At 64.9% G+C, this 23,779-nt stretch carries 22 protein-coding genes; 13 read left to right on the forward strand and 9 right to left on the reverse strand.

What is annotated here, in order from left to right; genetic code table 11:
- Nucleotides 1-20 precede the first annotated feature (20 nt).
- Entirely contained in the window at nucleotides 21-1,217 is a 1,197-nt protein-coding gene (locus tag RMCN_RS19680) for an amidohydrolase family protein (protein WP_064413930.1), read from the forward strand.
- Nucleotides 1,214-1,687, forward strand: a complete 474-nt coding sequence (locus RMCN_RS19685; RefSeq protein ID WP_067392709.1) for a MaoC family dehydratase — start codon at nucleotides 1,214-1,216, stop codon at nucleotides 1,685-1,687. The genes RMCN_RS19680 and RMCN_RS19685 overlap by 4 nt, the downstream gene beginning before the upstream one ends.
- A gap of 64 nt (nucleotides 1,688-1,751) precedes the next feature.
- Here RMCN_RS19685 and RMCN_RS19690 read toward each other — a convergent pair whose 3' ends face one another.
- Nucleotides 1,752-4,109: a CaiB/BaiF CoA transferase family protein gene (locus RMCN_RS19690; protein WP_067393064.1), complete on the reverse strand. Its 2,358-nt coding sequence runs from the start codon at nucleotides 4,107-4,109 to the stop codon at nucleotides 1,752-1,754.
- 47 nt (nucleotides 4,110-4,156) lie between these two features.
- Nucleotides 4,157-5,614, reverse strand: a complete 1,458-nt coding sequence (locus RMCN_RS19695) for an aldehyde dehydrogenase family protein (RefSeq protein WP_067392713.1) — start codon at nucleotides 5,612-5,614, stop codon at nucleotides 4,157-4,159.
- Nucleotides 5,615-5,890: 276 nt separating this feature from the next.
- On the opposite strand from RMCN_RS19695, the gene RMCN_RS19700 reads away from it, so the two are divergent.
- The 8 genes from RMCN_RS19700 to RMCN_RS19735 are packed head-to-tail and all read left to right on the forward strand — an operon-like array spanning nucleotide 5,891 to nucleotide 12,602.
- Nucleotides 5,891-7,063, forward strand: a complete 1,173-nt coding sequence (locus tag RMCN_RS19700; RefSeq protein ID WP_082680860.1) for a cytochrome P450 — start codon at nucleotides 5,891-5,893, stop codon at nucleotides 7,061-7,063.
- Complete coding sequence (locus RMCN_RS19705; RefSeq protein ID WP_067392716.1) at nucleotides 7,063-8,244, forward strand: acyl-CoA dehydrogenase family protein; 1,182 nt, start codon at nucleotides 7,063-7,065, stop codon at nucleotides 8,242-8,244. The genes RMCN_RS19700 and RMCN_RS19705 overlap by 1 nt, the downstream gene beginning before the upstream one ends.
- A gap of 13 nt (nucleotides 8,245-8,257) precedes the next feature.
- A complete protein-coding gene (locus RMCN_RS19710) occupies nucleotides 8,258-8,815 on the forward strand; it encodes an FAS1-like dehydratase domain-containing protein (protein WP_067392719.1) in 558 nt (185 codons plus the stop codon).
- The gene (locus RMCN_RS19715) at nucleotides 8,815-9,228 is read left to right on the forward strand and encodes a Zn-ribbon domain-containing OB-fold protein (protein WP_064413925.1); all 414 of its coding nucleotides are present in this window, start codon (nucleotides 8,815-8,817) and stop codon (nucleotides 9,226-9,228) included. The genes RMCN_RS19710 and RMCN_RS19715 overlap by 1 nt, the downstream gene beginning before the upstream one ends.
- A 17-nt stretch (nucleotides 9,229-9,245) precedes the next feature.
- Complete coding sequence (locus RMCN_RS19720; RefSeq protein ID WP_067392722.1) at nucleotides 9,246-10,358, forward strand: acyl-CoA dehydrogenase family protein; 1,113 nt, start codon at nucleotides 9,246-9,248, stop codon at nucleotides 10,356-10,358.
- Nucleotides 10,355-10,804, forward strand: a complete 450-nt coding sequence (locus RMCN_RS19725; RefSeq protein WP_067392725.1) for a MaoC family dehydratase — start codon at nucleotides 10,355-10,357, stop codon at nucleotides 10,802-10,804. The genes RMCN_RS19720 and RMCN_RS19725 overlap by 4 nt, the downstream gene beginning before the upstream one ends.
- Entirely contained in the window at nucleotides 10,801-11,970 is a 1,170-nt protein-coding gene (locus tag RMCN_RS19730; protein WP_067392728.1) for a lipid-transfer protein, read from the forward strand. The genes RMCN_RS19725 and RMCN_RS19730 overlap by 4 nt, the downstream gene beginning before the upstream one ends.
- 29 nt (nucleotides 11,971-11,999) lie before the next feature.
- Nucleotides 12,000-12,602, forward strand: coding sequence for a TetR/AcrR family transcriptional regulator (locus RMCN_RS19735; RefSeq protein WP_067392731.1), 603 nt, complete (start codon nucleotides 12,000-12,002; stop codon nucleotides 12,600-12,602).
- 5 nt (nucleotides 12,603-12,607) lie between these two features.
- Here the strand turns inward: RMCN_RS19735 and RMCN_RS19740 are convergent, their stop codons facing one another.
- The 3 genes from RMCN_RS19740 to RMCN_RS19750 all read right to left on the reverse strand — a co-directional run bounded on the left by RMCN_RS19740 (nucleotide 12,608) and on the right by RMCN_RS19750 (nucleotide 15,657).
- Nucleotides 12,608-13,837, reverse strand: coding sequence for a cytochrome P450 (locus tag RMCN_RS19740; RefSeq protein WP_067392734.1), 1,230 nt, complete (start codon nucleotides 13,835-13,837; stop codon nucleotides 12,608-12,610).
- Nucleotides 13,834-15,054, reverse strand: coding sequence for a CaiB/BaiF CoA transferase family protein (locus tag RMCN_RS19745; RefSeq protein ID WP_067392737.1), 1,221 nt, complete (start codon nucleotides 15,052-15,054; stop codon nucleotides 13,834-13,836). The genes RMCN_RS19740 and RMCN_RS19745 overlap by 4 nt, the downstream gene beginning before the upstream one ends.
- 72 nt (nucleotides 15,055-15,126) lie before the next feature.
- On the reverse strand, nucleotides 15,127-15,657 hold the full coding sequence (locus RMCN_RS19750) for a nuclear transport factor 2 family protein (protein WP_067393066.1): 531 nt from the start codon (nucleotides 15,655-15,657) through the stop codon (nucleotides 15,127-15,129).
- Nucleotides 15,658-15,791: 134 nt separating this feature from the next.
- On the opposite strand from RMCN_RS19750, the gene RMCN_RS19755 reads away from it, so the two are divergent.
- Together RMCN_RS19755 and RMCN_RS19760 are read left to right on the forward strand one after the other, a co-directional pair.
- Nucleotides 15,792-17,402 (forward strand): class I adenylate-forming enzyme family protein, encoded by a 1,611-nt coding sequence (locus tag RMCN_RS19755; protein WP_067392740.1) that lies wholly within the window; start codon nucleotides 15,792-15,794, stop codon nucleotides 17,400-17,402.
- 132 nt (nucleotides 17,403-17,534) lie between these two features.
- On the forward strand, nucleotides 17,535-18,614 hold the full coding sequence (locus RMCN_RS19760; RefSeq protein ID WP_409366061.1) for an NAD(P)H-dependent amine dehydrogenase family protein: 1,080 nt from the start codon (nucleotides 17,535-17,537) through the stop codon (nucleotides 18,612-18,614).
- On the opposite strand, the gene RMCN_RS19765 is transcribed toward RMCN_RS19760, so the two are convergent.
- On the reverse strand, nucleotides 18,611-19,393 hold the full coding sequence (locus tag RMCN_RS19765) for an SDR family NAD(P)-dependent oxidoreductase (RefSeq protein WP_084377579.1): 783 nt from the start codon (nucleotides 19,391-19,393) through the stop codon (nucleotides 18,611-18,613). The genes RMCN_RS19760 and RMCN_RS19765 overlap by 4 nt on opposite strands.
- Before the next feature lie 89 nt (nucleotides 19,394-19,482).
- Between RMCN_RS19765 and RMCN_RS19770 the strand changes: the two genes are divergently transcribed.
- On the forward strand, nucleotides 19,483-20,295 hold the full coding sequence (locus RMCN_RS19770) for a mycofactocin-coupled SDR family oxidoreductase (protein WP_067393075.1): 813 nt from the start codon (nucleotides 19,483-19,485) through the stop codon (nucleotides 20,293-20,295).
- On the opposite strand, the gene RMCN_RS19775 is transcribed toward RMCN_RS19770, so the two are convergent.
- The 3 genes from RMCN_RS19775 to RMCN_RS19785 form a co-directional block, all read right to left on the reverse strand.
- Nucleotides 20,292-21,248, reverse strand: a complete 957-nt coding sequence (locus RMCN_RS19775) for a dihydrodipicolinate reductase (protein ID WP_067393078.1) — start codon at nucleotides 21,246-21,248, stop codon at nucleotides 20,292-20,294. The two genes, RMCN_RS19770 and RMCN_RS19775, sit on opposite strands and share 4 nt — an antisense overlap.
- 199 nt (nucleotides 21,249-21,447) lie before the next feature.
- Entirely contained in the window at nucleotides 21,448-22,512 is a 1,065-nt protein-coding gene (locus tag RMCN_RS19780) for a spirocyclase AveC family protein (RefSeq protein ID WP_201028885.1), read from the reverse strand.
- A 1-nt stretch (nucleotide 22,513) separates the two neighbouring features.
- Nucleotides 22,514-23,743: a cytochrome P450 gene (locus RMCN_RS19785; protein WP_064413916.1), complete on the reverse strand. Its 1,230-nt coding sequence runs from the start codon at nucleotides 23,741-23,743 to the stop codon at nucleotides 22,514-22,516.
- Between the last annotated feature and the right edge of the window lie 36 nt (nucleotides 23,744-23,779).

Genomic DNA, 23,779 nt, shown 5'->3' on the forward strand with positions numbered 1-23,779 from the left:
GCTCTTAGGAGGTCGGCAACATGTCACCCCGGTCCCTGCCGTACCCGGTCTTCGACATCGACAACCACATGTACGAGACCACCGACGCGCTCACCAAGTACCTGCCGAAGCAGCACCGCGGCAAGGTCGGCTACGTCGAGGTCAACGGGCGGCCCAAGCTGGTCGTCAAGGACCACATCAGCCATATGATCCCCAACCCCACGTTCGAACGCGTCGCTCGCCCGGGCAGCGCCGAGGACTACTTCCTCGGCAACAATCCCGAGGGACTGAACTTTCGCGAGTTCGTCGGGGAGCCAATGAATGTCATCCCGGCCTTCCAGGCGCCCGCACCCCGGCTGGAGCTGATGGACGAGCTCGGTATCGACCAGTGCGTCATGTACCCCACGCTGGCCAGCCTCATCGAGGAACGCACTACCGACGACGTCGTCCTGACCCATGCGATCATCCACGCCCTCAACGAGTGGATGCACGAACACTGGACGTTCAACTACCAAGACCGAATCTTCGCCACGCCGGTGATCTGCCTGCCGCTGGTCGACGAGGCCATCAAGGAGTTCCGCTGGTGCCTCGAGCGCGGCATGAAGACCTTCCTCGTGCGGCCTGCCCCGGTGCCGAGCCGGTTCGGAGGTTCGCGCTCGATGGGCCTGCCGGAGTTCGACCCGTTCTGGCAGGAGGTCGTCGACGCAGGCATCCCCGTGACCTTCCACGCGGCAGACAGCGGCTACCAGAAGCACCTCATGGAATGGGAGGGCGGCGACGAGTACCTGTCGTTCAAGCCCAGCGCGCTGCGCGAGGTGGTGATGGGTTTCCGAGCGATGGAGGACACCCTGGCCGCCCTGATCTGCCACGGTGCGCTCTCGCGCTTCCCCGACTTGAAGGTTCTCGTCGTGGAGAACGGTAGCGGCTGGGTGCGAAACCTTCTGCGGCTGTTGGACAAGGCGTACCGGACGATGCCGAAGGAATTCGACGAGCATCCTGTCGAGGTGTTCAAGCGCAACGTCTACATCCACCCGTTCCTCGAGGACGACATCAAGGGAATCATCGAGATCATGGGTGAGGACCACGTGATGTTCGGCTCGGACTTTCCCCACCCCGAGGGCATCGGCGATCCGCTGAGCTTCGTCGACCGGCTGGAGGGCCTGTCGGAGACCACGAAGGCGAAGATCATGGGTGGCAACGCCATCGAGCAACTGGGCCTCCAAAAGGTCCCGGCATGACGCAGACGACCGCGTCGCCGACGGAGTACGACGGGATCGCTGCTTTCGAAGAGCACGTGGGCGAGCATCTGGGGTACAGCGCATGGCGACAGGTCACCCAGAGGGAGATCGACCTGTTCGCCGAGGCGACGGGTGACCACCAGTGGATCCACGTGGACGCCGAGAAGGCGGCGGACGGGCCCTACGGCAAGACGATTGCCCACGGCTATCTCACACTGTCGTTGGTGCCGATTCTCGTCCAACAGATCTACAAGGTGACCGGCTTGTCGATGCAGGTGAATTACGGCGTCGACAAACTACGGTTCCCCGCGCCCGTTCCCGTCGACTCGCGCATCCGCGCGGGCGCAGAGCTGATCAAGGTGGACCGAACCAACAACGGCGCGAGGGCCACGGTGCGGGTCACCGTCGAGGTCGAGGGCTCCGAACGGCCGGCCTGCGTCGTCGACACCATCGCCGCGATGGTGCCGTAGCGCGAAATTGCACTCATGCAATGTTCACTCGAACTTTCCCTGCATCACTTCAATCTCGACGAAGCTAACCGTTCAGTAGGCGTTCGCCGATGACCTGCCGCTCACGCAGGGCGGCGATCTCCTCAGGGCTCAACCCAAGCGAGCCGAGTACCTCATCGTTGTGCTGTCCGAGAGTCGGTGAGGGGGTTCGGTGGTGCCGCGACGGCCCCGGCATGATCCGGAACGGCCATCCGGGGTACCGCTGCCGACCGGCGATCCGATGGTCCAGGTCTTCATAGAACCCGCGCGCCTCGAGCTGGTCGACGTCGTACATCCGGTCGGCGGTCATCAGCCGCTGCGCCGGCACACCGCGCTGAAGTAACGCTTCGGCGAAATCGTCGGCCTGCCGCGTGGCCGTACACTCCGCGATCACCTCGTCGAACTCGTCGTGGTGGCGCAACCGTGCCTCCGCCGACGCGAATCTCGGGTCGTGCTGGAGGTCGGCCCGGCCGAGCACTTCCGTCGCGGCGACCCAGTCGGCATCGTCTCGAATGGAGATGGCAATCCAATCGTCTTCTCCCACAGCGGGATAGACGCCTTGTGTGTATCGGCGGTGCCGATTGCCCGCGCGTTCGCGCACACGTCCCGTCAACGAATACTCGATGACGGGTTCGGCCGTCACCGCCGCGCCGACCTCGATCTGCGCCACCTCGATCAGCTGGCCTTCACCGGTTCGGCGCCGGTGTTCGAGCGCTGCGAGCAGCGCCACCGTGGCATGAACGCCTGCGATCGGGTCGGCCGGACCCTGCAGGTTGCACGGGGGACCGTCAGCGTAGCCGGTCACCGCGGACATCCCGGCAAGTTGTTCGATGTTCAGTGCCCAGCCGACGTAGTCCCGCCACGGACCCTCGAGACCGAACCCGGGCATGCGCACCATCACCACACCCGGGTTGATCTGGACCAGTGAGTCGTAGTCCAACCCGAATTGCTCGACAACGCGCGGCGAGAAGTTCTCGATCACCACGTCGGCGTCGGCCGCGAGGCGCAATGCCAATTCCCGGCCGAGCTCGGTACCGAGGTCGAGGGTGATGTCGCGCTTGTTGAGGTTCGTGCCCTGCCACAACGGCCCGATCTCGTACCAGTCGTCGCTGTTGCGCAGTAGCGAACCCGAATACCGATGCCCATCGGGGCGCTGAACCGACTCCACCTTGACGACGTCGGCGCCGAACGCGCCGAGATAGCAGGTGAGATACGCCCCGGCCCAGAACGTGCTCAGGTCAAAGACTTTCAATCCCGCGAACGGTTGCGATGCGTCACCCTCGCCGGCGGGTTTGCGCTGTGTCTCCCACCGCGTGCCAGCCATCCCCAGGGTCGGTGCGGGTCTCGGAGCACCCACCGGCGTCCTCGACAACCGAAACGGTGCCCCTGGCCGTCGAAAGCGTGCATCCTCGGGTCCTCCGTCGACGAAGAAGCCGCGGTCGCGGTATTGCGGGCAGCCCTGAATCGACGAACCGTCGTTGATGGGGGCGGCCGGAATCCGCATGGCCTGGCTCAGCTCGACGAGGTCGCCGACCGAGATCGTGTCCAGCCAGGGCTGCGCCTTGGCGAAGAACTCATCGCGCTCGGGCCCGCCCAACATGATCGCAAGCTGGTGTTCGCCGAATTCGGGGAGCCCCATCATCGCGCAGACGTCCAGCCAGTGCTGCCCGGTCAGACAGTTGATGCCGATCCAGCCGTCGGCCGCGCGGACGATGCCCAGCATCGGTGCTGCCTTCGAATTCGTCGGCAGTCCCATGCTTTTCAGCCGCTCGGCCATCAGCATGGGGTAGGGCAGCGTGCACAACAACGACTCGAATGCCGAGATGTCGGCCTCCACGAGCCGACCCGGCTCGGCGTCCGCGATGCGCAGGGCGGTCAGCGCTGCGAGCGCCGCGTAGCCTCCCGCGATGTACTCGGGTATGCGCGCTCCGGCCTGCACGGGCGGTCGGCCGAACTCCCTGAGGTTCACCCAACCCGAGGCCGCCTGCAGGGTCAGTGACGTCGACGGCTGGTCGCGCCGGGGACCCTCCTGCCCGTAGTCCGAGATCCTCACGACGACAAGGTCGCTGTTGATCCGTTGCAGTGAATCGCGATCGAGTCCCCAGTCGAATCGTCCGGCCGACCCGGCGGGCAGATCCTCGACCAGTAGGTCGGCCCCCGAAATCAGTTCGTGGGCGTGTTCAATGCCGGCAGCGGTCCGCAAATCTAGTGTCACACCGTGCTTTCCGGCATTGAGGTACTCGAACAGCCCGCCGTGCTCCTGCGAACCTTCGCGAAACGGCCCCCACGTGCGCAGCGGATCACCTGTCGGCGGCTCGATCTTGCACACCTCGGCGCCGAGGTCGGTCAGCAGCTTGGTGCAGTACGGCGCCGCGATGTCGCTGCCCAGTTCGACAACCCGCAGTCCGGCCAGGGCTTCGCCCGGATCGATGGTTCGCTCGCAAGTGTCGCTCACGCCGGAACCCCGATCGCCTTGGGCTCCATGTACGCACGCAATCCCATGATCCCGCCCTCACGACCGATGCCGCTCTGTTTGAAACCGCCGAAGGGGGCGTCGCCGGGGATGGTGCCGTTGATCGAGACCTGACCCGTCCTGATGCGTCGTGCGATGCCGACGGCGCGTTCGATATCGGTGCCCCACACCGCTCCGCCGAGCCCGTACGCCGAGTTGTTCGCCACCGCCACCGCCTCGTCGTCGCCGTCATAGCGCAGAACGGTCAATACCGGCCCGAACACCTCCTCCTGTGCAATGTACGAATCGGGGCTGGTGTCGGTCAGTATCGTCGGCTCGAAATAGAACCCACCCGAGCGGTTTTCGGGACGGCCGCCACCCGCCACTACCTTCGCGCCATCGGACTCGGCGCGCTGGACGAAGCCCTCCACCCGCTCGAGGTGCGCCCTGCTGATCAGCGGCCCCATGTCCACCCCGTCTTCGGCGGGATTGCCGACCGTCACGGCGCGCGCCTTCTCGGCGAGCCGGCCGACGACCTCGTCGTGCAGTGCGGCGGGCACCACGAGCCGGCTGTTGAGGATGCACGCCTGCCCCGCATGCAGCGTGCACCCTTCGAACAACAACCGTTCGAGCAGTTCGTCGGTGACCTCGACGTCGTCGAGCAGAACCGACGCCGACTTGCCGCCGCATTCGAGCAGGATCCGTTTCATCGTCCCCGCCGCGCCCGCCATCACGTCGCGGCCGACTGCGGAGCTACCGGTGAAGCTCACCATGTCCACCCGCGGGTCCAGGGTCAGCACCTTGCTCGCATCGACGCCGGCAGGAGTGACGACATTGACGACTCCGGGCGGGATATCGGTCTCGTCGTCGATGATCCGGGCCAGGGCCAACCCGGCGAGCGGCGTCAGCGGTGACGGTTTCAGCACAACCGTGTTGCCCGCGGCCAGCGCCGCACCCACCTTCATCACGTTGAGGGTGTGGGGAAAGTTCCACGGCGTCATGATCGCCACCACGCCGAGAGGTTCGTACCGCAACAGGGTGGTACCCGCGGCGCCCCATGCGTCCATCGGCGCCTCGGCCGGCTCGAGTGCCAGTTCGGCGGAGTGTCCCGCCATGAATGCGGGACCGTCGACGTGGATCAACCGTTCGTTTGCTGTGCAACCCCACTCGGACTGCGCGAGCGCGTAGATCTCGTCGCCATGGGCCAGCAACGCATCGCTCAACTGCTGCAAGCATCGGGACCGCTCCTCCGGTGTGGCCGTCGCCCACGGCCCGGTGTCGAACGCGGTTCGCGCGGCGGCGATCGCCTGTTCGACCTGCGCCACCCCCGCATCCGGCGCCGACGCGATGACGGCCTCGGTCGCCGGATCGATGACGTCGTATCGGCCGCTCTCCGGCTTCACCCAACTGCCGTTGATGTAGAGGTCGTAGTCGTCGACAAGGGTGGATGCGGCCATCAGATCACTGGACCTTCCTAGTTACGGCTGCGGGCCGTCGAGCCATCTCACCCAACTCAAATGCCCGACATCTGCGCCTTGTGTGTACACCGGCCAATGCCGCATAGTCAACGTTAGTGGCGATTATCCTGCGGCAATGCACATTGACACGGTGATCTTGCGTGCTGTAGACACAGTCTCACCGGACAGTTATGTCTTATTTGTCCGATGGCCCATGTGTTGAGGAGAGCCTGCGTGCCCATTGAATCCACGCCCCGACCGACCTCCGCTCATCCGCTGCACTCTCCGGACTTCTACGCCGGCGACCCCTACCCGGCCTACCGAGAACTGCGCGCGACGACGCCGGTGGTGTGGAACGACGTCACGAACTTCTGGGCGTTGACCAAGTACGAGGACGTGCGCTTCGTCTCGGGTCACCCGATGTTGTTCTCGTCGACACACGGCATCACCATTCCGGATCCCAGCCAGCCGGAGCCGGTTCAAGAAGGCAACCTGATCTTCACCGATCCGCCGCGCCACCGGCAGCTGCGCAAACTCATCAACGCGGGGTTCACCCGCCGGCAAGTGTCGTTGCTGGAACCCACGATCCGGCGGATCGTCGACGGCATTGTGAATGACATCGATCCTTCTCGCGAGTACGAGTTCGCCGAAGAGATCGCTTCTCCCCTACCCACCCGGATGATCGCCGAAATGCTCGGCGCCGCACCGGAAGACTGGGAAAAGTTCCGCACCTGGTCCGATGCCGCCGTCGGCACCGCCGACCCCGACATCGAGCTGGATCACCTGGTCGCGCTCGGTCAGCTGTACGAATACTTCACCAAGTTGATCGAGGCCCGGCGCTCCGGCGAGGTCTCCGGACAGGACGATCTGTTGAGCATCCTGGCCGCCGCCGAAGTAGACGGGGAACGCCTCACCGACGCCGATCTGCTCAACTTCTCCTTCCTTCTCCTGGTGGCCGGCAACGAGACCACCCGCAATCTCATCGCGCTCGGTACGGCTGTGCTGCTGGATCATCCCGATCAGTTCGCACTGCTTCGTTCGGACCCGTCGCTTCTGACCTGCGCGGTCGAGGAGATGCTGCGCTTCACCAGTCCGGTGACGCACATGGCGCGAAGGGCCACCGCCGACGTCGAAATCCGCGGCCAGAAGATTCAGGCCGGCGACACGGTGGTGATGCTCTACGGCGCGGCCAACCGCGATGAGGAGATCTTCGGACCCACCAGCGAGGAGTTCGATATCACCCGGAACCCGAACCCGCACATCGCCTTCGGCGCCGGTGAGCATGCGTGTCTGGGCGCGCAACTGGCACGGCTCGAGGCCAGAATCATGTTCGAGGTGCTCTTCGGTACCTATCCGAGCATCGAGCTGACCGGGGACGTGACCCGCCTGCGCGCCACGATGGTGCCGGGCGTCAAACGCATGCCGGTGCGCCTGAAAGCGAGTGTGTGATGGACTTCGACTACACCCCCGAACAAGAGCGACTCCGCGCGGAGTTTCGGGAGCGCCTCGAGGCGGTGATGACCCCCGAGCGGCGTGCGGCGGTCTCCGGCCTGATGGAGGGTGGCGCGGCGATGGCCGAATGCAGGCGCGCACTCGGGGAGGCCGGTCTGCTCGGTGTCGCATGGCCCGTGGAGTACGGCGGACGCGGACTGACCGCGCTGGAGCAGTACATCTTCAGCGAGGAGGCGCGCCGCGTGCATGCGCCGTTGCCGATGATCACGCTCAACACCGTCGGACCCACTCTGATTCAGTACGGCACCGAGGAACAGAAGCAGAAGTTCCTTCCCGCGATACTCAAGGGCACCGTCGACTTCGCGATCGGCTACTCCGAGCCAGGGGCGGGCAGCGATCTCGCCTCGCTGCGAACGACCGCGGTGCGCGACGGCAATGAGTTCGTCATCAACGGCTCGAAGATGTTCACCAGCGGCGCGGAGTTCGCCGACTATATCTGGCTGGCCGCGCGAACCGATCCAGAAGCCAAGAAGCACAAGGGCATCACCGTGTTCATCGTGCCCACCGACGCGCCCGGGTTCTCGTGGAAACCCCTGCACACCATGCCGGGCGTATCGACCTACTACACGTTCTACGATGACGTGCGGGTCCCCGAGAGCGCGATCGTGCTCGGCGAGAACCAAGGCTGGAAGCTGGTGACCAACCAGCTGAACCTGGAGCGCGCAGCGCTCGGCAACCTCGGCGCCCTGGAGCCGTTGTTTGCCAAGACCGTGGAATGGGCCAGGACCACACCGCTGGACGACGGGCGCGTCATCGACCAGCCGTGGGTTCAACAGGCCCTCGCGCGTGTCGAGGCGCAGGTCGCTGCCTACCGGTTGCTGAACCTGCGGGTCAACAGCAACATGAGCTCGGGCGCACTTGGGATGGGGGAAGCCTCGGCGGCAAAGGTTTTCGGAACTGAGCTCACCCAGCAGGTGGCCCGCGAGCTTCTCGACGTCCTCGGGCAGGCCGGCACCCGCAAGGGCTCCGACGCGCCCCTGAAGGGGGACCTCGAAAGCGCCTACCGCCTCGCCGTCATCAACACGTTCGGTGGCGGCGCGAACGAACTGCAACGAGACATCATCGCCATGGCGGGCCTCGGGATGCCACGCGCACCCCGCGACATGCGAGCGTCCTGAAAGGAATCCGGCAGTGACCACAGCGAAAGACGAACTGCGCGAGCGCCTCGACGCACTCATCGGCACGCCCACCGACGGCGTCGGCAAGCCGGTGCGCGCACCGGATCCGGTGAACGCCGCGATGATCCGGCACTGGGCGTACGCCCTGGGCGACATGAACCCGGCCTACCTCGACCCCGAGTTCGCGCAGAACTCGCGCTACGGCGACATCGTGTCGCCGCCGGTGATGCTGCAGACCTGGACGATGCCGCCGCCGAAGCTGGAGGGCATCCACGAGCGCGGCGGTGTGCCGATCGAGATGAAGGGTGAGAATCCGCTGCAGTTTCTCGCCGACGCCGGCTACACCGGCATCATCGCGACCAACTCCGAATTCGAGATCGAGCGCTATCCGCGGGTAGGAGACCAGATCACCTCCGAGACGGTTTTCGACTCGATCTCCGATGAGAAGAAGACGGCCATGGGCAACGGGTTCTTCGTCACATGGGTGACCACCTACCGCGATCAAAACGGTGAAGTCGTCGGCCGCCAGTGGTTCCGCACGCTGCGGTTCAAGACGGGTGGGAGTGATTGATGGCCAGCAGACTCGCCCCCTCGATCAGTCCGGACACGGAGTTTTTCTGGTCCGGGCTCAAGGACCACGAGCTTCGCATCCAGCGCTGCACCGACTGCAAGACCTTCCGCGTTCCGCCGCGACCGATGTGCGGGAGCTGCCAGTCGCTCAACTGGGACTACGTCGTCTCCAGCGGACGCGGCACGGTCTACAGCTTTGTGATGCCGAAGTACCCGCCGCTGCCCTTCCTCGAGTATCCCTACGTCGTCGCGCTGATCGAACTCGATGAAGGTGTTCGCATCGTGTCGAACCTGTGCGATATCGAGCCCGAGGCGATTGAGGTCGGAATGCCCGTCGAAGTCTTCTACGAGACCTTCGAGGCTCTGCCAAGCGGGGAAGAACTGGTGTTGCATCAGTTTCGGCCCGCGCGCTGAACTAGAGGAAGCCACACATGGATTTCACCTTCACCGAGGAGCAGGAGACCGTCGCCAAGGTCGCCCGACAGCTCTTCGAGCACCGCGCCACCCCAGAGCATCTGACCGTCCTCGAGGCCGGCGAGGTGCGGTATGACGCCGCACTGTGGTCCGAGTTGGCGTCGGCCGACTTGCTCGGAATCGCGCTGCCCGAATCCGTCGGCGGCACCGGCGGAGGTTTTCTCGAGTTGGGCGTGCTGCTCAGCGAGGTCGGGTACAGCGTTGCGCCGGTCCCGGTCTACGCGACGCTCGCCCTCGGCGCCGATACCATTGCCCGGCATGGTGATTCGGAGCTTCAACGGCGGTGGCTGCCCGGGGTGGTCGACGGCAGCATCCTGTTGACGGCGGCGCTGGCCGAACCGGGCAACTCGGATCCGACCGCACCGCGAACCGTCGCACGCCCCGACGGGCAGGGCTGGCGGCTCACCGGCGTCAAGGAGTTGGTGCCCGCGGCGCAGATCGCGTCGGCCGTCGTCGTATCGGCCACGACGGACGACGGACCCGGCTTGTTCGTCGTCGAAACCGACGGCAACGGCGTGGATGTGACGCCGGCGCCCACGACCAACGGCGAGCCGTTCGCCGATGTCGAATTGACGGATGCCCTCGGATCGCGGCTCACCGAGGATGCGGATGCCGACATCGTCCGCGCGTTGTACAGCAGAGCGCTGGTGGGTTTGTGCGCGATGCAGGTCGGGGTCGCCGACCGTGCACTGAAGCTCGCCGCGTCCTACACCAGCGAGCGTGAGCAGTTCGGCCGCCCGATCGGATCGTTTCAGGCCGTGCAACAGCGTCTGGCCGACGCATTCATCGACACAGAAGCGATCCGCTGGACCACGTGGCACGCGGCCTGGCTCATCGCAGAAGGCAGGCCCGCCGAGCGCGAAGCGGCCATCGCCAAGTTCTGGGCCGCCGAGGCAGGCGCGCGGGTCACCGCCTCCGCCCAGCAGGTACACGGCGGCATGGGCATCGACGTCACCTACCCCCTGTCCCGCTACTTCCTGTGGGCCAAGCAGATTGAACTCGCGCTCGGCTCGGCATCACAGCAACTGGCTCGGCTCGGCAACGCATACGCGGAAGGACCAAACCAATGACCTCGACCCTGAACCGCACCACCACGCTCGCGTGGAACGACGTCAACGTCGGCGACCAGGTGACGCCGCTGGACGTTCCCGTCACCACCACGCTGATCGTCGCCGGTGCGATCGCGTCGCGTGACTACATGCCGGTGCACCACGACCGCGACTTCGCCAATTCCCAAGGCTCCAAGGACATTTTCCTCAACATCCTGACCACCAACGGGCTGTGTGTGAAGTTCCTGCACGACTGGGCCGGACCCGAGGCCATGGTCAAAAAGCTGTCCATCCGGCTCGGTGTGCCCGCCTATCCGAACGACCCGCTGCGGTTTGAAGGCAGCGTCACCGACAAGTCCTCGGCAGACGGCGAGGGGCTTGTCGAGGTCACCTTCAAGGGCACCAACAGCCTGGGCGATCACGTCAAGGGCACGGCGGTGCTGAGCCTGCTCGAGGGTGTCTCGTGAAAGACGGCATCGGCGGCAGGGCCGCGCTCGTCGGCATCGGTCAGACCGAATTCTCCAAGGAATCCGGCCGGACCGAGATGCAACTGGCCTGTGAGGCGGTCAAGGCCGCCATCGCGGATGCGGGCCTGAGCCCCAAGGACATCGACGGCATGGTCACGTTCTCCGTCGACGAGAACGAAGAGATCGAGGTCGCCCGCAACGTCGGTATCGAGAACCTCACTTTCTTCACCCGGGTACCGCATGGAGGCGGTGCCGCCGCGGGCACCGTGATGCAGGCCGCGATGGCGGTCGCGACGGGTGCAGCAGAGGCCGTGGTCTGCTACCGGGCTTTCAACGAGCGCTCCGGGTTTCGGTTCGGTGGCGCCGGACGCCAACCCGGTGTCACCCCGCTGTGGATGGCCCCGTATGCCCCGTTCGGATTCATGACACCGGCGGCGTGGGTCGCTCTGCACGCTCAGCGCTACATGAGCACGTACGGCGTCACCAACGCCGACTTCGGCAAGATCTCCGTCATCGACCGCAAGCATGCGGCCAAGAATCCCGATGCCTGGTTCTACGACAAGCCGATCACCCTCCAACAGCATCAGGAATCACGCTGGATCATCGAGCCGGTGCTGCGTCTGCTCGACTGCTGTCAAGAGAGTGATGGCGGGGTGGCGATGGTGGTTACCAGTGTCGAGCGCGCGCGTGATCTCGCCAAGCCGCCCGCCGTGATCACGGCCGCGGCCCAGGGCGCCGCATACGACGGCGAGGTGATGACCAGTTACTACCGCGAGGACATCACCGGCCTTCCCGAGATGGGCGTGGTCGGCGACAAGCTCTGGCGCAACTCCGGGTTGAAGCCCAAGGACATCTCGACCGCGTTCTTGTACGACCACTTCACCCCGTTCGTGTTCACTCAACTCGAGGAACTCGGATTCTGCGGACGGGGCGAGGCCAAGGACTTCGTCTCGGTCGACGAACTCTCGCTGGGTGGCCGGATGCCGATCAACACCAACGGCGGGCTGCTGGGCGAGGCGTACATCCACGGAATGAACGGCATCACCGAAGGCGTCCGCCAGATCCGTGGCACCTCGTACAACCAGGTCGACGATGCCGAACACGTGCTGGTGACCTCGGGCACCGGCGTCCCGACCAGCGGCCTCATCCTGGCGCCGGACCGCTGAGCGGTTAATGTCGTGCGGTGGCGTCTGATATGACTCAGTCGGTGGCGGTCGACACCCGGGATGTCATCATCTCGGCCGCCTTCTCCTGCTTCCGGACGCGCGGGCTGGCCAAGACGACCATCGTCGACATCGCCCGCGCGGCCGACGTGTCACGCAGCACCTTCTACGAGTATTTCCGGGACAAGGAGACGGTCGTCGAAGCGTGCGCCGAGGCGGCGTCGCAACGGTTCTACCGCAACATGGCCAAGGCCATCGACCGCCACGGGGGCAGCACGCTGGAGGGGCGGTTGGTACGCGCCGCGGTCTTCGTCGCCCAGGCGCGTCGGGTGGTCGAACCCGAGGTCTACTTCGACGCAGCGGAAGTCAGCCTCATGATGACCAAGAACGCCGCCACGCTGCTGAAGGAATGTGCCGATTTCCTGACCCCTTATGTGACCGCGGCCAAGCTGACTGGTGAGGTTCGTTCGGACCTCGATGTGCCGTCGGCGTGTGAGTGGTTCGCCCGAATGTTGTTCTCGCTGTTCACCACTCCGTCAGCCGTGATCGACATGCGCGATGACGATGCCGTGGCCGAATTCGTACGCGCATACGCCGTGAACGGATTCGTCGACAACTCCCGGCGCCGGCGGTAGCTGCTTCAGCCCTTCCGGCGCACCGGGACGTTGGAATAGCCGCACACGTTCGACATGGCCACGCGACGGAGTCCGTCTCGGTCGACCTCGTACTCGGGGATGAGGTCGAGCAGGGCATCGAGCGCGATACGACTTTCCATTCGCGCCAGGGCCGCTCCGAGACAACTGTGTACGCCGTAACCGAAAGCGAGGTTGAAGCCCATTTTTCGGTCCCGATCTATGTCGAGTCGGTCAGGATCATCGAACATCCGCTCGTCGCGCAGGGCGGACCCGGTCACGAGCAACACGGCGGCATCCTTCGGAATCGTGGTGCCGTAGTAGGTGACATCGCGCGTCGCGGTGCGGATCTGATACTGCGACGGCGCTTCGTATCGCAGCAGTTCCTCGACCGCGGCGGAGATCTTGCTGCGGTCATCGCGAAGTTTGCGCCACTGATCGGGGAAGTCGGCGAACGCGACCATCGCGTTGCCCACCAACTTCGTGACCGTTTCGGCGCCCGCTCCTCCGAGCATCGTGGCGAATCCGGTGATGTCGACATCGGAGAGCTTCTCGACCACGCCGTCACGCTCGATCTCAGTCTCGATGAGACGGCTGATCATGTCGTCCTGCGGTCCCGCGCGACGCTGTCGCACGAGGTCGTAATAGTAGAGGCCGGTGTTCACTGAGGCCTCGTATCCGTCTCTGGGAACCGCTATCTCACCGGGACGGCGTTCGAGTAGGAGATCGAGCCAGCGTCGGATCTGGTCCCGATCCGCCTTCGGGACACCGAGCATGGTCGTGATGACCTCGTTCGGGAACAGCGCGGAGAAGTCGGCGACGACGTCGAACTGCTCGGGGTTCACGGCGTCGATGCGCTCGTACACCTTCTCGCGCACCATGTTCTCCAACGCGGCGATCGCGCGCGGAGTGAACACATTGCTGACCAGTCGCCGCATCTTCTGATGCTCCGGCGGATCCATCGAGATGATCACCTTCGGCACCGGGATGGCGTCGTCGTGCGCCTTGACCATGTCCAGGGTGGCGCCCCTGGCCGACGAGAAGGTCTCGTGATCCTTCGTGGCGGGTGCCACGTCGTCGTAGCGCGTCAGCGCCCAGAAGTCCCACTTGCTGCTGTAGTAGATCGGCGCCTCGTTGCGCAGGCGGCGGTAGGTGTCGTACGCGCCGTCGAAGAAGTCTTGCGAAAACGGGTCGAACTCGACGGGCCGCCCAGCGACGCGATGCGGCGTCGCGCTCACAAAATGGCTCCGGATTCCTTGAGTTCTTCGATGGTGTCCCACTCGATTCCGGCGTCCATGAGGATCTCCTCGGTGTGCTGACCGTGCTCGGGGGCACCACCGGGGGTGACCGACCGCTCGTCGAACTGAACGGGGTTGGTGGGCAGCGAGAACGGCACGCCATTGACGGTTTCCGTGTGTGCGACATATCCGTTGGCTGTGATGGCGGGGTCCTCGCAGAGCTCACCCGGAGTCTGCACAATTCCCCACGCACCCGAGAGCACTGCCAGCGTCTCCCGCCATTCGGCCAGGGTGCGCTTGGCGAATGCCTCGTCGAGTAAGGCGATGAGGCTGACCCGGTTCTCGAACCGTGACGCGGGGTCGGCGAATCGGGGATCGTCGATCAATTCCGGAAGCCCGATCACGCGCATCGCTTCGGCGTAGAACTTGTCGAGTTGCAGCATCATCAACTGGACGTAGCGTCCGTCCTTCGTGCGGTACGTCCCCACGAGAGGGTTGGGCGCATCCGCATGGCCGAATTTGGGAATGGCGCTGCCACCGTGGATTTGGCTCACCGCGACGTCGGGGCTGAGGTTCCAGGCCGCGAGGCCGAGCAGCGACACGTCCACGACCGATCCCTCGCCGGTCGTGGCCTTCTTGTACAGCGCCGCGGCGATACCGCCCGCGATGGTCATGCCGCCGAGCAGGTCACCGAATGCCGGGCGAGAGCGGACGAGCTCGTCCTTCTCCTCCGTCAACGCGGTGGCGATCCCCCCGCGCGCCCAATACGAGACGCCGTCGTAGCCCGGCTTGTCGGCGTCCGGTCCCTTGGGGCCGTGGCCGGATCCCCGCACGTACACGATGCTCGGGTTCACTTCGCGAATGTCGTTGACATCGATCCCGAACTTCCGGCGGCGCTCCGGCAAATAACTGGTCAGAAACACATCACAGGTCTTGGCCAGCGCGTGCACCACTTCCCGACCGCCCGGCGTGCTCAGATCCACACCGATCGACTTCTTGCCGCGATTCGGGATCTCGATCATGTAGTTGACCGAACCACCGCCCTCGTCGACGATCCCCATGGTGACGAGACCACGCTGCGGATCACCGCCGTCACGCGGTTCGACCTTGATGACCTCGGCACCCCACTCGGCGAGCACTGCACCTGCTGACGGCACGAAGGTCCATGCGGCGACCTCGAGCACCCGAACTCCGCTGAGCACGTTATCGACGGAAATGTCGTCCTCCTACAGGCGTTAACGGGCATTTTCAGATTTGAGAATCACACTATCGTGGGGCTTGCGTGCGCGCTACGGCCGCCGGGACAGGCGCTCGGGAAGCGCCGGGTCACCGCTGTCCCAGAATGCCCGCCAGGTCGGCATGCGGTGTGGCATCTGAGCGCGCAGCGGCACATCGGTGGGCCACCGGATGAATTCCGGGCCGGGCCGCTCGGTCACGTCGACGGAGTACCAGGGATGCTCGCGTCGCTTGACGAAGTACCAGGCGCCGTCGCGACGCTCGTAGACGTCGTCGTAACGCATCGTGATGACATACCACCCGTCGCCGTCCTCATGCTCGGCCCGGCAGTATGTCGAACCCGTCGCATGGTCGGGATCGGCGAAATCGAATGCATGCCCGCAGATCAGGTGGATGCTTCGATAGAACCTGCGAAGTACCTCGTCGTACCACCGTTTTAGGGCTGCCCTACCGACGCCGTGCGACCCGGCGTGCACGTCGTCGACGAACAACGCCACCAGGGCATCGAGATCCCGCGCATCGAGCGCCATGGCGTAGCGGCTGGGCAGTTGGGCGATTTCGAGGCTGGACTCGAGTCGATCCACCCGGTCGGATACCGACATGGCCGGAGTCTAAAGCCGGAGGAATCAGCGAGAACCGATATTCTCGTTTCCGGAGATGATGGCTATCCTGTTGAGGCCAGCCCGTCCGAGCGCAGGACTGCTAAGGAATCCACCCCGTGCCCTTCCCGACACTCACGCCCACGATCCCCGCCCTCGTCAGATCGTCTGCGGCGCGGTTCGGAGACAAGCCGTTTCTCGTCTCGGAGGGTCAGACGCTGACCTACGCCGACCTGGATCTGCAGTCCGCTCGGTTGGCGACGGCGCTGCTCGGCGAGGGCTTCGGCAAGGGCGACCACGTCGGCATTCTGATGCCCAACAGCGTCGACTGGGCGATCGTCTGGTTCGCAACCACCCGTATCGGCGCGGTCGCGGTGCCGCTGAACACCTTCTACAAGGCCTCCGAGTTGGCGTGGACCGCCCGTCATGCCGATCTGCGCGCAATAGTCGCGCTGGCGGACTTCCGCGGCCACAGTTTCCTCGACCGCCTCGAGGAGGCGCTGCCCGGCCTCGCCGGCCAGTGCAGTCCCGGCAGGCTGGCCGTGTCGGGTGCGCCGTTTCTGCGCACGATCGCGGTGTGGGGACGCTGCGACCGGCCGTGGGCGACGACGCTGCCGGTCGGCGCGGACGGGCGATACGGCGCCGACTTCTTGGCGGAGGTCGAGTCGTGCGTGACACCGGCCGACGACGCGATGATCATCTACACCTCGGGCAGCACCGGAGACCCGAAAGGCCCTGTGCACACGCACGGTACGTTGGTGCGCCACACGTACAACCTGACTTTCGACTACGGCGTTGAGCACACGACGGTGATGTTCACGGCGATGCCGTTCTTCTGGGTCGGTGGATTGATCACGGGAATCCATGCGGTGATCCACCACGGTGCGACGCTGGTGACCCAGCCGGCGTTCGACGCCGCTGACGCGCTGGAGTTGATCGAGCGTCATCGCGCGACCATCACGCTGGGTTGGCCACAGCAAGGCAAGTCGCTGGCCGAGCACCCGGACTTCGCGCGGCGCGACCTGACCTCGGTGCAGCGCACCAGCATGCCCGCCATGGTGCCCCCCGAACGCCGGCCCAAGGGGCCCAATGCACTGGGGATGACCGAACTCTGCGGCAACCACATCGGCGTCGACCCGTATCCACCGCAACCCGTCGATCGCTCGGTGACGGGCGGCTATTCGATCGAGGGGTTGTCGCATGTTCTCGTCGACCCAGAGACGGGAGACCCCGTCCCCCCGGGTAGGCACGGCGAAATCTGGGTGCGTGGCTACTCGCTCATGCAGCGGCTGTACAAGCGTGAGCGGGAGGACGTGTTCACACCCGACGGCTACTACCGAACGGGTGACTGCGGAGTTCAGCACGACGACGGCTGGATCACGTTCACCGGGCGGTTGGGCGACCTGATCAAAACCAGTGGCGGAACCAACGTCACACCGGGAGAAGTGGAATCGGCCCTGACCGGGTGCGACGGCGTTCTCGAGGCCTATGTCGTCGGCGCCGAGGATGGCCACAACGGAACGATCGTGGCCGCGGCGGTGGTTCCGCGCGGCGACGCGCAGCTGGATGCCGAGGCTCTGCGGGCAGACCTCCGCAGCCGGCTGTCGGCATACAAAGTGCCGAAGTTCATCTGGGTCACAGACAAAGAGGCGCTGCCGTTCACCGCCACCGGCAAGGTCAAGAAGTCGGACCTTGCCAAACAGCTCAGTGATCTCCTGTCCAAGAAGTGAGTCCGTAGCTTTCGCGAAGACGGTTTCCCATTATCGGAAACTTGCATTCTCGCTCCGGTACATTCGCGACGAGGCATTGGAACCGGGCCACCTCCCCGATCCCCGCCCTGGGATACCGAAGGAGTTCAATCCGTGACTGACAAGCCATTACGGGTCGCCGTCATATCCACCGGTTGGATCAGCAGCCTGTCGATCCGTGCGATCGTCCGACGGCCGCACCTGGACCTGGTCGGGGTGTGGGTACACAGCGCCGAGAAGGTCGGGCGCGACGCCGGCGAGATCGTCGGACTGGGTCCCCTCGGGGTGGCCACGACCGGCGATCTCGACGACATCATCGCCGCCGAGCCCGATTGCGTGGTCTACGGTGCGGCCAGCCCGGAGATGGACGCCGCCGCGGTGCGCGATTACGTCCGTCTGCTCAATGCCGGGCTAAACGTGGTGACCACCAACACCCCGGGAATGATGTTCCCCGACAGATGGATCCCGCAGCTGGCCGATCAGGTCCGTGCCGCCGCGTTGTCCGGAGGAGCCACGATCTACACGTCGGGTATCGAACCCGGCTTCGCCGGCGACCAGCTGGCCGTGCTGCTGAGCACGCTGTCGAACACCATCCGGTCCATACGGGCGCAGGAGATCTTCGACTACTCGGCATACCCCAACCGGGACCTCATGATCGACGCGATGGGCTTCGGCAAGCCGCTCGATTTCACGCCGCTCCTCGAACTCGACGGTGCCCAACAGTTCGCCTGGGGACCGCCGATCGGGCTGGTGGCCAAGGCTCTCGGTGTCGAGCTCGAGAAGGTCACCGAATCCTACGAGAGGGTCCTCACCCCGCGAGATCTGCATGTCGCGTGCGGCACCATTCCCGCGGGAACCTGCGGCGCGGTGCGAGCGGAGACGACCGGCGTCGTCGATGGCCACCCCGTGATCACGATCGAGCACATCAACCGGATGGCCCCCGACCTGGCGCCCGAGTGGGCGTCGGCGCCCAACGGCACCTACCGGCTCATCATCGACGGCCAACCCCACATTCGGTGCGACCTGAAACTCGGCACCGAGGACACACCGGAGTCAGGCAACGCCAACGCAATGGAGGCGACGGCCATGCGGGTCGTCAACGCCATCCCCTACGTCGTCGAAGCGGCGCCGGGAATCGCCACGTCGCTGGATCTGCCGATCACGGCGCCCCGCAACGCACTTGACTTCGGCTAGAGCGTGAACATCGGTCCGCGTGGCGCGCCGCGGACCTCGTTTCCTCCATCGATCGCAAAGCTCTGCCCCGTCATCCAGCCGGACTCGGGTCCAGCCAGGTAGCGCACCCCGGGAGCGATGTCGTCTGACACACCGAGCCGGCCCAGCGGCACCCGCTCCAGGAAGCTGCTCGTCAACTCCTCGAGGTGGATGTAGCCCTGGGTCGTGGCCGCTTCTGTCAGGCCCGGACGTACCGCGTTGACTCGGATGCCGCGCGAGCCCAGTTCTGAGGCGGCGACGCGGATGAACATCTCGAGCGCGGCCTTGCCCGCCGAGTAGTGCCCCAGCCCCTCCATCGGAATCTTGGCAGATGTCGACGAGACGAACACGATCGAACCGCCGTCCGTCATCAGCGGCGCCGAATAGCGCAGCGCCAGAAAGTTCGAGCGCAGGTTGCCCATCACGAAATTCGTGAAGGTCTCGAGATCCTGTTCGATGAGCGGCCCCGTGCCGCCGCTGGCCACGGTGCCGATGACGATGTTCAGCCGATCGTGGACATCGTGGGCCGACTGTGCCGCGGCCCTCACGGTGTCCTCGTCTTCGGGATCCCCCTTGTGCAACACAATCTCCGCGTCCGGCGCGGCTTCGTGGATTCGGTCACGCGTCGCTTCCAGCCGTTTCATGGATCGTCCGAGCAGGTACAGTGTCGCGCCGTCGATCGCCAGCAGTCTGGCTGAAGCCTGAGCGATCCCGGCCGATGCACCGAGAACGAACGCCGTCTGACCGTCGAGCACACCCATGATCGGAGAAGCTATCACTTACGCAACGGACGCTCTCCAAAACCGTTAATCCGAATTCTCAGGTGCGGTAGCGTGCGCGTGTGCCCGACATGACCGACAAAGTCGCGCTCATCACCGGGGCGGCCCGCGGACAGGGACGCGCTCACGCCGAAAGGCTCAGCGCCGATGGCGCCGACGTCATTCTCGTTGACATCGCCGGCCCGCTACCGCCGAGTGTCCCCTACGATTCCGCCACGCCCGAGGATCTGGCCGAGACGGCGGAGATGGTGAAAGTCAATGGCCGGCGGTCGGTGACGGCGGTCGTCGACACCCGAGATTACGACGGCCTCTGTACCGCCGTCGACAACGCGGTCGCCGAGCTCGGCCGACTCGATGTCATCGTTGCCAACGCGGGAATCTGCGTGCCGGCCGCGTGGGATCACGTGTCGCCGCGTGACTTCCGGGACACCATCGACATCAACATCGTCGGCACCTGGAACACGGTGATGGCAGGAGCCAAGCACATCATCGCCGGCGGGCGGGGTGGCTCCATCATCCTCGTCGGGTCGGCCGCCGGCCTCACCTTGGAGCCGTTCATGATTGCCTACACGGCCAGTAAGCACGCCGTCACGGCGCTGGCCCGTTCGTTCGCCGCCGAACTCGGCAAGTACCACATCCGAGTGAACAGCTTGCACCCCGGCTCGGTGGCGACGCCGATGGGAAGCGGTCGGATGATCGAGGCGATGGCCGAGGCGGCGAAGTCGAATCCGGCGCTGCGTCCCGGGTTCACAAAGCAACTCCTGCCGGACGCGATCACCACGTCCGAGGACATCGCCAATGCGGTCGCGTGGTTGGCATCCGACGAGGCGAGATTCGTCACGGCTGCCGCCATTCCGGTGGACGTCGGCGTGACGGGCAGCTAAGCGCTGGACTGCCGGGTGACGACCGACGGCCCCGACAGGGGGCTGGAGATCACGCCCGGTGGAGCTCCGACAACGCTCGGGATGGCATTCACCGCCGCGAGCGCCGTCGCCACGACACCGGGATTCACCCGGTCGTCGCTCGATTGCTCGAGGTGCAGTTCGAGGCTCATGTTGGGATTGCCGTTGACGCGGAACACCATTCCGCCTTGGCCTTCGCGTGCCGACTTGGGCCAACGATCGGGCCACGGCGTACTGCTGACCGTCGCGAAGTATTGAACCGCGACGGCAGGGCGACCTCTGACGATCCCGGCGAGTTGCCACCGGTGCGCACAGATCGTCCCCTCGGGGATGACACCGAGCGCGGTCGGAAGGTCCGTCGGCGCGAGCAGAGTCTCCCAATCCAGCTCTATCCCGTCGAGTTCGAGTCCGAGGATGTCGGCGATGTAGGTCACCACCGTGCGCCAGTCCTTGTCGACCTTTCCAGACGCGATTCGAACCGGCACGTGGCCGTCGGGCTTACCGAATCCCATCGACTCATGGAGGACGTCCCATATCGGGTATGCCTTGTCGAGGTCGACCGCGTATTCGTCCATCCGGTACGAGTCGACTCGACCCGCTCCTGCCAGCAGAGCCGTGGGGATGTTCAGGCTGATGAACCCCGGCTCGCTACCGGTGGCATAGAACGTTGAATTACCCTCAGCGGCCGCCTTTTCGATGGCTTCTCTCCACGGCGCGGGAGCGGCCGGGGGATAGATCATCGGGATCAGCGAGAACGTCACCACATTGACGCCGGCTCTGAGGTACGTGGCGATGTCCGCGATCGCCTCTTCTTCGCGTCGGACCGCGGTCGCGCAATACGTCACGCAGTCGGGTTTCAGCGCGAGAACAGCTGAGAGATCATCGGTCGCACGAACTCCGACAGCTGGTGCACCGCATAGTTCTCCCGCGTCCATCCCGGCCTTCGACGGTGTCGATACCTTGACCCCGACGAGATCTAGCGACGGGTCCTCGATGACCGCGCGCAACGCCTCCCTGCCGGTCAGTCCGGTGCCGACGTGGACGACTCGATAGCGACGGCAGTCGGTCACGGTTCTTCCTCCTCGCCCCTACAGGGCAACAGTTCGCGTCATCGTGGGACTGACGACAGGTCAGTCAGCGGTAGAACGGTCCTGGCTTGCCGGCTTCCTCGAGATGACCGTATGGGTCGTACAGGTTTACATTCGGATAGGGGTTCTGATCGAAGGAAGGCCGCGACAGACCTGCCTCCCGCAGCCCGGACAACACGGCCAGCGGCACAGCGAACGACACCAGGCCCACCGTCGCAGATATCAACAACTGCCGGGTCAGCGTCACCTTCGGGCGCCCCCGCCTCGCGGGCATCCAGCACGCAAGGCGGTTGATCAAGACCAGTTCGCCACTCTCGTCCCGCACGCACATCACGGCGACCATGGCGAAGATCGGAGCGTCGTAGACCGCCATGATCAGGGGAAAGTGGATATGACCGATGTGCAGCACCGGACCGACTGCCTCTGTGTAGTAGAAGATTCCGGCTCTCATCCAGGTGAACTGGATGAGCCCGTTTATCGGGACGGCGATGATCGTCGCACCGATGAACACCCGCAGCAGTCTGCGCGGCGCCAACCAGCCGATGCAACGCATCACCGGATCCAAGAACCGGTCGTGCAACTTCAAGAACCCCAAACCGTTCAGCAGATAGTAAGCGGCGTAGCCGCCCAGGAACGCCAGCGCCGGTTCGAGATTCGGCGAGATGTTCACGTACGGCCAGGACAGCGGGAAGTGCAACATGCGGGGATCGAATATCGCGAACGTCGCCCAGTTCGCCAGTGGATCCAGCGCCCCGGTGATCAGGCCGGCGAACGCGATGATGACCGCCCAGTGCACCTTTCGCTGCCGCCACGACAACCACACCAGAACGGTGATCAGGCCGATCGCCAACGGGATCGAGCTGATGGAGACGGCCAGCGGCCAGTTGTCGAAGCCGAGAAAGGGCGGATACGGATCGGGGCCGGGATCCGGGTTCGCTTTTTTCGGGTCCCCGTGCAGACCTGTCTGAATGTTCGCGATCGTCACGATGGCGAACGCCAGGTAGGCGATGAAGAACAGCGACCACCCGATCCTGGCGGGCCACGGGGAGAAGTGTGTTTCGGTCGGTTCTCCGGGAGCGGAGTCCGGTGTGCGGTCAACGGTATTGGTCACCTCATACCGCCACCGGAAGCGTGGCCCACCCTCTGACGCTGGTGGTGTGAGCGCGTTTGGCCGCCGCGTAATCGACTTCCCAGTCCGGCCATCGGCTCAGAACCTCCTCGAGCGCCACCCGCGCTTGCATCCGCGCGAGGGCGGCGCCGAGACAGAAGTGAATTCCGCGACCGAATGACAAATGAGTGGCCTGCCGGTGGATGTCGAACCGGTCCGCGTCCGGGTACTGGCGCTCGTCCCGATTCGCCGAACCGTTGATCAGCAACATCACCGAACCCTCGGCGACCGTCTGGCCATAGAGTTCGACATCACGAGCGACATAGCGTGCCTGTACAGGCGACGGTGCCTCGTAGCGCAGCACCTCCTCGATCGCCGCGGGGATCAGACTGAAATCTTCTGCTAATTCACGGCGTTGGTCCGGGTGGTCCGACAGCAGTTGTCCGGCAAAGCCGATCAGCCGCGTCGTCGTTTCGTTTCCCGCGCCGACGAGCGTGCCGGCGTAGGTCAACACCTCTCCGCGAGTCAACCGCCTGCGGCTACCGTCACGTTCCTCGATCTCGGCGTTGACCAGTTCGGTCATCAGATCGTCTGATGGGTGGTCATACCGCCAATCGATGAACTCCTCCAGCATCGAGCCTTGTCGCGTCAGCATGTCGTCGGCCACTTCGACCAGTTCACCGTCTTTGAGTTCGAGAAGCCGGTCGGTGTTCTGACGGATCGCGATCTGCCTGTCCTCCGGTATGCCCAACAGATATCCGATGGTGCGCATCGGCATCCATGCTCCGAGGTCGGCGATGAAGTCGAACGTCTCGGCGTTCTCGAGTGGCTCCAAGGCGCGCCGGCAGAACTCTCGCGCCAACGGTTCGATAGCAGCCATTCGCCGTGGCGTGAACACACCCGACAACAGGCGGCGATGAAAGTCGTGGATCGGAGGGTCCTCGAACAGGATGATGCCCGGCGGTACCTCGACGCCGTTGAGGATGATGTCGATGGTGGTGCCCTTGCCCGAGCGGTAATCCTGCCAATTGGCCAGCTCACGGGCGACGTCGGTGTGCCTGGTCAGCGCGTAGAAACCGTATTTGTCGTTGCGGTAGAGCGGCGATTCGTCGCGCAGCCTCTTCCATACGGGGTAGGGATCGTCGTCGATGTCGAAGTCGAACGGGTCGTAGTACGGCTCAACCTTCACCCTGTAGGTCACCCTGTGAGAATAGGCTTTATCGGTCGTCGTCATGGCTGATTTCTCGCGGCACGGCCTCCCGGTGCGCGC

The organism is Mycolicibacterium novocastrense, assembly GCF_001570485.1.
GTDB lineage: Bacteria > Actinomycetota > Actinomycetes > Mycobacteriales > Mycobacteriaceae > Mycobacterium > Mycobacterium novocastrense.

What these genes read in the sequence shown, in the direction of transcription:
- RMCN_RS19680 (WP_064413930.1), top strand. Translation starts at nt 21, where the DNA reads ATGTCACCCCGGTCCCTGCCGTACCCGGTCTTCGACATCGACAACCAC.
- RMCN_RS19685 (WP_067392709.1), top strand. Translation starts at nt 1,214, where the DNA reads ATGACGCAGACGACCGCGTCGCCGACGGAGTACGACGGGATCGCTGCT.
- RMCN_RS19695 (WP_067392713.1), bottom strand. Translation starts at nt 5,614, where the DNA reads ATGGCCGCATCCACCCTTGTCGACGACTACGACCTCTACATCAACGGC.
- RMCN_RS19705 (WP_067392716.1), top strand. Translation starts at nt 7,063, where the DNA reads ATGGACTTCGACTACACCCCCGAACAAGAGCGACTCCGCGCGGAGTTT.
- RMCN_RS19715 (WP_064413925.1), top strand. Translation starts at nt 8,815, where the DNA reads ATGGCCAGCAGACTCGCCCCCTCGATCAGTCCGGACACGGAGTTTTTC.
- RMCN_RS19720 (WP_067392722.1), top strand. Translation starts at nt 9,246, where the DNA reads ATGGATTTCACCTTCACCGAGGAGCAGGAGACCGTCGCCAAGGTCGCC.
- RMCN_RS19725 (WP_067392725.1), top strand. Translation starts at nt 10,355, where the DNA reads ATGACCTCGACCCTGAACCGCACCACCACGCTCGCGTGGAACGACGTC.
- RMCN_RS19735 (WP_067392731.1), top strand. Translation starts at nt 12,000, where the DNA reads ATGACTCAGTCGGTGGCGGTCGACACCCGGGATGTCATCATCTCGGCC.
- RMCN_RS19765 (WP_084377579.1), bottom strand. Translation starts at nt 19,393, where the DNA reads ATGGGTGTGCTCGACGGTCAGACGGCGTTCGTTCTCGGTGCATCGGCC.
- RMCN_RS19770 (WP_067393075.1), top strand. Translation starts at nt 19,483, where the DNA reads ATGACCGACAAAGTCGCGCTCATCACCGGGGCGGCCCGCGGACAGGGA.
- RMCN_RS19775 (WP_067393078.1), bottom strand. Translation starts at nt 21,248, where the DNA reads ATGGACGCGGGAGAACTATGCGGTGCACCAGCTGTCGGAGTTCGTGCG.
- RMCN_RS19785 (WP_064413916.1), bottom strand. Translation starts at nt 23,743, where the DNA reads ATGACGACGACCGATAAAGCCTATTCTCACAGGGTGACCTACAGGGTG.